The sequence below is a fragment of the Streptomyces laculatispora genome (assembly GCF_017353455.1).
Classification (GTDB): domain Bacteria; phylum Actinomycetota; class Actinomycetes; order Streptomycetales; family Streptomycetaceae; genus Streptomyces; species Streptomyces laculatispora.
Genome location: NZ_JAFMPZ010000286.1, coordinates 1 through 9,791, shown reverse-complemented (window position 1 = coordinate 9,791; position 9,791 = coordinate 1). Strand labels below are relative to the sequence as shown.

The 9,791-nt window shown below is 69.6% G+C and carries 10 protein-coding genes and 1 pseudogene; 7 read left to right on the top strand and 4 right to left on the bottom strand.

Annotated elements, in window-relative coordinates; translation table 11 throughout:
- On the bottom strand, window positions 1-883 hold an 883-nt coding region (locus J1C73_RS15830; protein ID WP_207316944.1), incomplete at its 3' end, for a LysR family transcriptional regulator.
- Window positions 884-998: 115 nt separating this feature from the next.
- On the opposite strand from J1C73_RS15830, the gene J1C73_RS15825 reads away from it, so the two are divergent.
- The gene (locus J1C73_RS15825) at window positions 999-1,889 is read left to right on the top strand and encodes an oxidoreductase (RefSeq protein ID WP_207316943.1); all 891 of its coding nucleotides are present in this window, start codon (window positions 999-1,001) and stop codon (window positions 1,887-1,889) included.
- Between the two features lie 155 nt (window positions 1,890-2,044).
- Here the strand turns inward: J1C73_RS15825 and J1C73_RS15820 are convergent.
- A pseudogene (locus tag J1C73_RS15820) lies at window positions 2,045-2,719 on the bottom strand (NADPH-dependent F420 reductase); the annotation flags it as partial.
- Between the two features lie 174 nt (window positions 2,720-2,893).
- On the opposite strand from J1C73_RS15820, the gene J1C73_RS15815 reads away from it, so the two are divergent.
- On the top strand, window positions 2,894-3,445 hold the full coding sequence (locus J1C73_RS15815) for a glycoside hydrolase family 25 protein (protein WP_207316941.1): 552 nt from the start codon (window positions 2,894-2,896) through the stop codon (window positions 3,443-3,445).
- A 129-nt stretch (window positions 3,446-3,574) separates the two neighbouring features.
- On the top strand, window positions 3,575-4,600 hold the full coding sequence (gene adhP, locus J1C73_RS15810; protein WP_207316940.1) for an alcohol dehydrogenase AdhP: 1,026 nt from the start codon (window positions 3,575-3,577) through the stop codon (window positions 4,598-4,600).
- 19 nt (window positions 4,601-4,619) lie between these two features.
- On the opposite strand, the gene J1C73_RS15805 is transcribed toward adhP, so the two are convergent.
- Window positions 4,620-5,027, bottom strand: coding sequence for a VOC family protein (locus J1C73_RS15805; protein WP_207316939.1), 408 nt, complete (start codon window positions 5,025-5,027; stop codon window positions 4,620-4,622).
- A gap of 63 nt (window positions 5,028-5,090) precedes the next feature.
- Here J1C73_RS15805 and J1C73_RS15800 point away from each other — a divergent pair, with 63 nt between their 5' ends.
- Window positions 5,091-5,555, top strand: coding sequence for a MarR family winged helix-turn-helix transcriptional regulator (locus tag J1C73_RS15800; protein WP_207316946.1), 465 nt, complete (start codon window positions 5,091-5,093; stop codon window positions 5,553-5,555).
- Window positions 5,556-5,590: 35 nt separating this feature from the next.
- The gene (locus J1C73_RS15795) at window positions 5,591-5,860 is read left to right on the top strand and encodes a hypothetical protein (RefSeq protein WP_207316938.1); all 270 of its coding nucleotides are present in this window, start codon (window positions 5,591-5,593) and stop codon (window positions 5,858-5,860) included.
- Between the two features lie 51 nt (window positions 5,861-5,911).
- Here the strand turns inward: J1C73_RS15795 and J1C73_RS15790 are convergent, their stop codons facing one another.
- Window positions 5,912-6,559 (bottom strand): HD domain-containing protein, encoded by a 648-nt coding sequence (locus J1C73_RS15790; protein WP_207316937.1) that lies wholly within the window; start codon window positions 6,557-6,559, stop codon window positions 5,912-5,914.
- Between the two features lie 486 nt (window positions 6,560-7,045).
- Between J1C73_RS15790 and chvE the strand changes: the two genes are divergently transcribed.
- The gene (chvE, locus tag J1C73_RS15785; protein ID WP_207316936.1) at window positions 7,046-8,179 is read left to right on the top strand and encodes a multiple monosaccharide ABC transporter substrate-binding protein; all 1,134 of its coding nucleotides are present in this window, start codon (window positions 7,046-7,048) and stop codon (window positions 8,177-8,179) included.
- Window positions 8,176-9,747, top strand: a complete 1,572-nt coding sequence (gene mmsA, locus J1C73_RS15780) for a multiple monosaccharide ABC transporter ATP-binding protein (protein ID WP_242644237.1) — start codon at window positions 8,176-8,178, stop codon at window positions 9,745-9,747. The genes chvE and mmsA overlap by 4 nt, the downstream gene beginning before the upstream one ends.
- Window positions 9,748-9,791: the final 44 nt, after the last annotated feature.

Here is a 9,791-nt window from a genome sequence, read left to right as displayed (position 1 = left end):
CCGCCGCGGCGGCGAGCTCCCGTACGACCCGGACGAATCCCCGCACCAGCGCGGTGTCCGTGCCGTCCACCCAGGCGAGCACCACCCGCAGCGGTTCCACGTCGGTCAGCGGGACCCAGGAGAGGTCCGGCCGCGCGTAGTACCTGGCCATGCTCAGGGGAGCGAAGCAGATGGAAGAACCCTCCGCCACCTGCTCCAGCATCTCCTCGACGTTGTCATTGGTCGGGCCCCACTTCGGACTCGATCCGTCCGGCCGGGGGTTGACCGCCCACCAGTCCACCCACTCCCGCGGCGCGCGCCGCGTCCACATCAGCGGCTCGTCGCCCACTTCGAGCACCGAGATGCCCGAACGGTCCGCCAGCGCGTGTCCGCAGGGCAGCCCCACGACACGCGGCTCGGTGTGCACCGGCTCGCTGCGCAGCCCGCTCAGGTCGTTGGGCAGCCAGACGAAGGCGACGTCGGCCAGGCCGTCGCGCAGCGCGTCGGCCTCCTGCCCCCAGTCGTAGCGCTTGGGCGCCACCCGCACCCCCGGGTGGCGCCGGGCGAACTCCGCGCGGGCGCGCGTGGTGAGTTCGCCGGCGCCACTCGCTTCGAAACCCACCCGCAGCACGCCGGTCTCGCCGCGGGCGTGCCGCTCGGCGGCCGCCGAGACCCGCTCGGACTGCCGAATGGTCAGCAGCGCCTCGGCGATCACGTCGTGTCCTGCCGCGGTCGCCGACACGCCCCCGGAATGCCGATCGAAGAGCCGCACCCCGAGCTCGGACTCCAGGCTCTTGAGGGCGTACGAGAGGGCGGGCTGGCTGACGAACAGCCGCCGGGCGGCCCGTCCCAGGTTCTCCTCCTCGGCGATCACGGTGAGGTAGTGCAGCTGACGCAGCTCCATCCAGGGATCATAAGGCGCCTTTATGGATCCAGAGAGTGTCTGTCTTGGACCGCCCGGAGAGTCGGATGGCATAACGGAGTCACCGCAACAACCCTGTGAGCACATGGAGTTACGTATGAACGCCGAGCACCGCACGAACGCCGGACACAGCGTGGTCACCGGGGACCAGGCGCCGGGCCGGGTCTGGCTGATCACCGGGGCCTCCTCCGGATTCGGCCGTGCCATCGCCGCGGCCGCCCTCGCCGCAGGGGACGCCGTCGTTGCCACGGCCCGCAGGCCGGAAGCGCTCGACGACCTCGTCGCCGCGCACCCCGACCGCGCCGTCGCACTTCAGCTGGACGTCACCGACTCGGCGCGCATCGCGGACGTGGTTGCGGAGACCGTGCTCTGGCAGGCGCGGATCGACGTCCTGGTCAACAACGCCGGTATGGGGATGATCGGGGCCGTCGAGGAGACCAGCGACCGCGAGCTGCGCGATCTGATGGACCTGCACTTCTTCGGGCCCGCCGCGCTGGTGCGCGCCGTGCTGCCGCACATGCGCCGCAACGGCTCCGGCGCCGTGGTCCAGATGAGCAGCATGGGCGGCCGCTTCACCTTCCCCGGTGTCGGGGCCTACTCGGCGACGAAGTTCGCCCTTGAGGGCCTGTCCGAGGCGCTTGCCGCCGAGGTGGCACCGCACGGGATCAAGGTGCTGATCGTCGAGCCCGGATCGTTCCGGACCGGGTTCGCCGGGGGCGGCGCCCTGCACCAGTGCGCTCCGCTCCCCGCCTACGAGGAGACCGTCGGTCCGGTCCGAACCAACCTCCCCGGCTCGGACGGCCAGCAGGAGGGCGATCCGGACAAGGCGGCGGCGGCCATCCTGAGCGCCCTGGCCGCACAGCACACCCCGCTCCGGCTGCCGCTCGGGAACGACGCCGCGGATGCGGTCCTCGCCGGCCTCGACACCTCCCGCTCCGAACTCCTGGCCTGGGAGAAGCTCAGCCGCAGCACCGCGTTCCAGGACTGACGCGCCGGGGTCGCGGCCGGCGCGGGACGGGGGCGTGCACAAGGGGTGCGCCCCGTCCCGCAGGACGAGCCCGGACCCCGGGCCCGCGACCCGGCACCGGACTCCAGGTCCCCGGCCCGGCACCGGACCTCAGGTCAGGGCTTCCCCACCCGGCGTCAGGCCCGCCATTCGGCGGTCCGCTCGGGGGACGCCGAGGCCAGGGCCTTCTCGATGGCCGCCGCAGCACCCTGGTTGCCGTACACCGGAGTCCCCGGCTGCTGGCGCCACGACGTGTCGAGCCCGCCGGCGTCCACGGTGTCGAAGCCCAGCTCGTCGATCAGCTCCCGGACCGTCTCCTTGGCGGCCGTGTCGTCACCGGCCACCGGCAGTGCCTGCCGGTCCGCGGTGCCAGGGGGCCGGCCGTGGGCGATGATGTCTTGCGCGTACGTCCCGTTGAAGGCCTTGATGACGGGGTGCCCGAGCTGCGTCTCCGTCCAGCGGCTCTCCGGCAGGCCTTCCTCGATGGCGGCAATGCGGCCGTCGCGCTGCGGGTAGTAGTTGCCGGTGTCGATGACCGCGACGCCCTCGGCGGCGGTGTCGAGGAGGCCGGCGGGCAGTGCCGAAACGGCCTTGAGCGGAATGGTGACGACCACGACCTGGGCGCCCCGGGCGGCCTCCGCCGCGGTGACGGCGGTGGCTCCGGTCTCCTTCGCCAGTGCGGCGAGCGTTTCAGGACCGCGTGAGTTGGCGACGGACACCTCATGGCCCAGTGCGGTGAGGCGCCTGGTGAGATTGCCGCCGATGTTCCCTGCCCCGATGATGCCGATCTTCATGGATCCGACCTTCCGACGGTGCCTGCGCTGCGTGAAATGGGTCCTGCCGGTTCACCAACCCGGTCCTGCCCGGGGCTATTCCGGGTGACGGAGAAACGATTCCTCTGCCACTCCGACGGATGGGACGCACAAGTCGCGGGCACTTAACGGATGAGAAAGCGGAATCACGCGGACCACTTGAAGGCGGTGCCCATGCTCCATGGTGTCGATGTCAGTTCGCATCAGTCGTCCTTCGACACGGACGGTCTGGACTTTGTCTTCATCAAGGCCACTGAGGGCCGTTCGTATGTCAACCCGCATCTGGCCGAGCAGACGAAGCGCGCACGGGACGCGGAATGCGTGGTCGGCTTCTACCACTTCCTGTGGCCCGGGAACATCACGGCGCAGGCGGAGTACTTCCTGAGCAAGGCGCCGGAGAAGGCGGGGGAGCTGCTGGCCGTCGACTGGGAGGAGAACGGTGAGGGCACCAGGGCGAGCAACGCCGAGAAGGACCGGTTCATCCGCGAGGTCAAACGGCTGCGGCCGCACCACCGGGTCCTGCTGTACTGCAACCGCTACTTCTGGCTGAACCACGACACCACGTCGTACGCCGGGGACGGTTTGTGGATCGCCGACTACGTCACTGCGGGCAAGCCCCGCATCAAGGCGTCCTGGCGCATCCATCAGTACACCGACCACCCGCTGGACAAGGATGTCGCGAACTTCTCCTCGCGGGCCGCGATGCACACCTGGGCGCGGGGGTAGCGACCTGGCCGGAGGCGAGAAGAAGCGAGAACCGGCCATCCGAAATACTCTGTTCCGAGGCTTGTGTGCCTGGCCGGTGCGTTCCCGCGCAGCGGGCCGGGCACACCGCACCGAAGCGGAGGAGTACTCATGAGAGCCGCCGTCGTCCGCAGCTTCACCGAGCCTCTCGTCGTCGAGGACAAGCCGGTGCCCACCCCGGCCGGGCACCAGGTCCTGGTACGCATGGAGGCCTCGGGGCTGTGCCACACCGACATCCACGCGGCGCGGGGGGACTGGCCGGTCAAGCCGAGTCCGCCCTTCGTACCCGGCCACGAGGGCATCGGCATCGTCGAGGCGGCCGGCGGTCAGGTCACCCATCTGGCGGTGGGGGACCGGGTGGCCATCCCCTGGCTCGGCGAGGCGTGCGGACACTGCGACCACTGCGTCTCCGGCTGGGAGACGCTCTGCCTGGCGCAGGAGAACAGCGGCTACTCGGTCGACGGCAGCCATGCCGAGTACGCCCTCGCCCACGGCACTTACGTCGTGCCCGTGCCCGACGGCATCGACCCGCTGGACGCGGCGCCCCTGACCTGCGCGGGCGTCACCACGTACAAGGCGGTGAAACTCTCCGGCGCGCGCCCGGGCACCCGCGCCCTCGTCTCCGGCATCGGCGGGCTGGGGCACCTCGCCCTGCAGTACGCGCGGATCTTCGGCGCCGAGACCATTGCCGTCGACGTCACCGACGAGAAGCTGGCCCTCGCCCGGGAGTTGGGCGCCGATCACGTCATCGACGCCCGCGTCCAGGATGTCGCCGAGGAGACCCACCGGCTCGGCGGCGCCGATGCGGCGATCTCGCTCGCGGTGAGCAACGAGTCGTTCGGCGCGGCCTACGGTGCGCTGCGCCGGGGCGGCACCCTCGTCCTCGTTGCCCTGCCCGCGGAGGGCAAACTGGAACTCCCGGTCTTCGACACGGTGCTGAACGGCACGAAGGTCATCGGCTCGATCGTCGGAACCCGCGAGGATCTGGCCGAGGTCTTCCAGCTGCACCGGCTCGGCCGCACGCGTGTGGTCCGCGAGAGCCGGGACCTGGCGGACATCAACTCCGCGATCGACGAAGTCCTCAAGGGGAAGGTGTCGGGACGCCTCGTCTTCGACCTCGGCAGCACACCGGCCTGACCGCCGCACCCGGCCCCGGTCAGTAGGACTGCAACTCGATCAGGTGGCCCTCGGGGTCCCGCACATGGGCGGTACGGAGCCCGGGGCCCCACTCGGGCCGGTCGCACGCCCCGGCGACCGGAACGGCGCCGTGAGCCAGGCAGTGCGCCAGTGCGGCGTCGACATCCGCGACCCGGCAGACGAACATCGACCGGTCCTGCGACGCCGGCGCCTCGGCGGGAAGGTGCCCGGTACCGGCGACCGCGGCCATGGCGCCGCGGTCGAACAGAACCAGTGCGCCCTGACCCTCGACGTCCCAGTGGGCGTACGGACCGGACTCGCTCCCACTCGCCCGTACGGCGCCGACCAGTGCGGGGAGCACGGCATCGTAGAAGCGGAAGCATTCGGTGAACCCGCTCACCAGCAGACGAGGGTGCAGTGCGTCCATGACCCGATCCATTAGTAGGTGCGTACCCATCATTGGTGAGGCCCTACTGTATACGTGATGAACATGAACGAGACCCCGCCCTCCCTCCTGGAACTCACGACCTATCTGATGTCCAGGACCGGCAAAGTGGCCCGCGGCCGGCTGGCGGATCGGCTGGCCGAGCGCGGACTGCGGCTCTGGCACATGTCCGTGCTGGCGGCCCTGATCGATTTCGGCCCTCATGTGCAACGTGAGCTGGCGGCCCGGCTCGCGATCGACCGCAGCGACATCGTGAAGATCGTGGACGACCTGGCCGTCGCCGGACTCGTGGAGCGGGCACGCGACACCACCGACCGTCGCCGCGTCACGGTCACCGTCGGTCCGGCCGGCCGTACGCTGCTCGACCGCCTCCACGCGGAGGCGCTGGCCGTCCAGGACGACCTCCTCGCACCCCTGACCACCGTGGAACGCAGAAGGCTGGCCGCTCTGTTGAGGCGCGTGTACGACCATGTCCAGGAGGACGTCGGGGCGCAGCGGCCAGGTCGCTGACCGATTCCGTCCACCCGGTGCGGCAGACTTCTGCGGTGACCACAGCCGCGGCTCAGCCGCCTCGTGACCGTGCGCTCGGGCGCGGCATCTCCACACTCATCCCGCAGGCCGCGACCGCGACGCCGGCCGAACAGGCGGCGGCGGTCCTGACGGCGATGCAGAGCGTCCAGGTCCGCGTCGGCGTGCTCCAGGCGGCGGTGGTGCTGCTGGAGGAGCGGGTGCGCGCGACCGGCGACGACGCGGAACGGGCTGCGGCCGCGACCACCGTGGCGATGCTCCGTACGGCGATCAGCCAGGCCCGCTGACCGGCCGGTCCGGCGCCGCGGCCGCTGCGTGGCGGCCCGGCCGTTGCCGGCTCATTCCGGCCACGGCGAGTCCAGGATCGTACGGACGAAGTCGCCGCGCTCGAACCCCGGTACGTAGTGCTCCAGCACGTCCGCCTTGACGTTGCCGAACGTCGTCTCCGGCTTCTGGCGGATGCCGTCGGTGAACGCGCCGAGAATGCGCTGCTTGAAATCCGGCCGCGGGTGCAGGGCGACGATCCGGGACCGGTCCTCCTCGGAGATGTCCCGGTAGCCGATGCCGAGTACGTCGTACTCGACGCCGGCCGTCACGAGCGCCACCTCGGGCTCCATGAACTGCGGGATACCCGGCGTGGTGTGCAGCGCGATGGCCGTCCAGACCCTGCGGACGCTGTCCTCGGGGACGTTGTGCCCCTGGAGGAACCGCCTGGCCTCGTCCGCGCTGTCCACCTCGAAGCGGCGCCCACTCGTGCGGAAACGCTCGCCGAGCCCGAGGTCGTGGAACATCGCGCCGATGTAGAGCAGTTCGGGGTCATACCCCAGGTCGCGGTTGCGGCCCTGGAGCGCGCCGAACCAGTAGACGCGCCGCGAGTGGTGGAAGACGAGCTCGCTCGTGGCGTCCCTCACCAGTTGGGTCGCCTCGCGCGTCAGTGCCGTATCGGGCACCCGCACTCCGGCGACGGACGTGGGATCGGTGGCCACCGCGTTCACCTGCGCTCGTTGGGGTGTGTGCCGGGCGGCACGGAGCGTGCGTCCGGCGGGCGGCGTGACGGAACCGCCTGCACCTCCACCATCGGTGCTCGTCCCGCGGGCCACAAGCCGGGGTCGTGCCGGGCGGCGTCCCACCGACGCAGGAGCATGCGCCGACCCGGTGGTTCCCGCCGGGTCGGGTGACCCGGGGGAGGGCGGCCGAAAGTCGACCCCAGGACGGGTGCGCGGTGACTGCACCTGCGCGAACCATTGACACCTGTCCCGGCCCCTCACTACCGTCACGCCAGCATTTCGAACGAACGACGAAATATCGAACATCCAATGGCAACCGCCGTGCCGGTCAAGGGAGATGGCCGAACGCGGCTGGCTGGGCGCTCTCCAGTTGCGCAATGAGCCGAACCACGTCCGACATACCGAACAACCGATGAGGGGCCTCGCGGCCCGCCCAGCCGCTTCCCTCGCACCCGGAGGACCGACATGCGCACCCCACTCACCGCGACCGTCCCGCGCGCCGCCCGGACCGTCACGGTTCTCACCGCCCTCGCCCTCTCCGTCACCCTCGCCGCCTGCGGACAGAGCGGGGACGGCGGCAGCAAGGAGGAGAAGTCGGGCGGCAAGGGCTCCACCATCGGAATCGCCATGCCGACCAAATCGTCCGAACGCTGGATAGCCGACGGCAAGAACATGGCCGCCGAGTTCAAGAAGCTCGGCTACAGGACGAATCTGCAGTACGGCGAGGACGACGTCGACCAGCAGGTCTCCCAGATCGAGAACATGATCACCAAGGGCGTGGACGTCCTCGTCGTCGCCGCCATCGACGGCCGCGCACTCAGCGACGTACTGCACCAGGCGGGGGAGCAGGGCATCAAGGTCATCTCGTACGACCGGCTCATCCTCGGCACTCCGGACGTCGACTACTACGCCTCGTTCGACAACGAGAAGGTCGGCGAGCTCCAGGCCGGCTACATCCTCGACAAGCTCGGGCTGAAGTCCGGCGGCGAGAAGGGCCCGTTCAACATCGAGCTGTTCGCCGGGTCCCCGGACGACAACAACACGCGCTACTTCTTCCAGGGCGCCTGGAAGGCCCTCAAGCCCTACATCGACAAGAAGCAGCTGGTCGTCCGCAGCAAGCAGACGAAGCTCGACCAGATCACCACCCTGCGCTGGGACGGCGGGACCGCCCAGAAGCGCATGGACGACCTGCTGACCAGCGCCTATTCCTCCGCCCAGGTCGATGCCGTGCTCTCCCCGTACGACGGCATCTCCATCGGTGTCATCTCGTCCCTGAAGTCGGACGGGTACGGCACCGGCTCCAAGCCGTATCCCGTCGTCACCGGCCAGGACGCCGAGGTCGCGTCCGTGAAGTCGATCATCGCGGGACAGCAGACACAGACCGTCTACAAGGACACCCGCGCCCTGGCCAAGCAGGCGGTCCAGATGGCCGACGCCGTTCTCAACGACAAGAAGCCCGAGGTCAACGACACCAAGACGTACAACAACGAGAAGAAGGTCGTGCCGGCCTTCCTGCTCGACCCGGTCAGCGTCGACAAGAGCAACTACCGCGCCCAGCTGGTCGACTCCGGCTACATCAAGGCGAGCGACCTCCGATGACGGCCCTGACGGCGGGCCCGGCGGCCGGGCCCGCACCGGTCCTGGAAATGCGGTCCATCGTGAAGACGTTCCCCGGCGTCAAGGCACTCTCCGACGTCTCCCTGACCGTCGCCGAGGGCGAGGTGCACGCCATCTGCGGAGAGAACGGTGCCGGGAAGTCGACCCTCATGAAGGTCCTCAGCGGAGTGCATCCGCACGGCAGCTACGAGGGTGAGATCCGGCTCCGGGGCGAGGACTGCGCGTTCAAGGACATTCGCGCGAGCGAGGCGCGCGGCATCGTGATCATCCACCAGGAACTCGCCCTGGTGCCGTACCTCTCCATCGCGGAGAACATCTTCCTCGGCAACGAACACGCCCCACGCGGCTTCATCAGCTGGAACGAGACCCTGCGCCACGCGGCGGCCCTCCTGGACCGGGTCGGTCTGCGCGAGAACCCGCAGACCAGGGTCGCGGACATCGGTGTCGGCAAGCAGCAGCTCGTCGAAATAGCCAAGGCCCTGGCCAAGAAGGTCGAGCTGCTGATCCTGGACGAGCCGACCGCGGCCCTGAACGACGAGGACAGCGCCCAGCTCATCACCCTCATCAAGGAGCTCAAGAGCCAGGGCATCTCGTCGATCATCATCTCGCACAAGCTCGGGGAGATCGCCGCGGTCGCCGACTCCGTCACCGTCCTGCGTGACGGCCGGACCGTCGAAACCCTAGACGTGCACGCCGAATCGACCACCGAGGCCCGCATCATCCGGGGCATGGTCGGCCGCGAACTGGACAGCCGCTTTCCCGAACGAACGCCGTACGAGGGGGAACCGGGAGCCCACCCCGCTCTGGAGATCCGGGACTGGACCGTCCATCACCCGATCGACCAGCACCGCAAGGTCGTCGACCACGTCTCCGTACGGGCCCGGCGCGGTGAGATAGTCGGCCTCGCCGGACTGATGGGCGCCGGCCGCACCGAACTCGCCATGAGCGTCTTCGGCCGCAGCTACGGGACCGACATCAGCGGCACGGTCCTCAAGGACGGCCGGGAGATCCGGACCCGCACCGTCTCCGAAGCGGTCCGCCACAAGATCGCCTACGTCACCGAGGACCGCAAGCAGTACGGCCTCAACCTCATCGACACCATCGGCCGCAACATCAGCCTCGCCGCCCTGGGCAAGGTGTCACGGCGCGGAATCGTGGACGAGCACGAGGAGACCCGGGTCGCCGAGTCGTACCGCACCTCCATGAACATCAAGGCCCCCACCGTCTTCGAGCAGGCCGGCCGGCTCTCCGGCGGCAATCAGCAGAAGGTCGTCCTCAGCAAATGGATCTTCGCCGGTCCGGACGTCCTCATCCTCGACGAACCCACCCGCGGGATCGACGTCGGCGCGAAGTACGAGATCTACACCGTCATCGACCGGCTCGCCGCCCAGGGCAAGGCCGTCGTACTCATCTCCTCCGAACTCCCCGAACTCCTTGGCATGTGCGACCGCATCTACACCATGTCGGCCGGCCGGCTCACCGGCGAAGTCCCGCGCGCGCAGGCCACCCAGGAGGTCCTCATGCGCCATATGACCAGCGACAAGAGGTAGCAGGAAATGGCCCAGACCCCCACCGTCACCCCGCAGCGCACCGG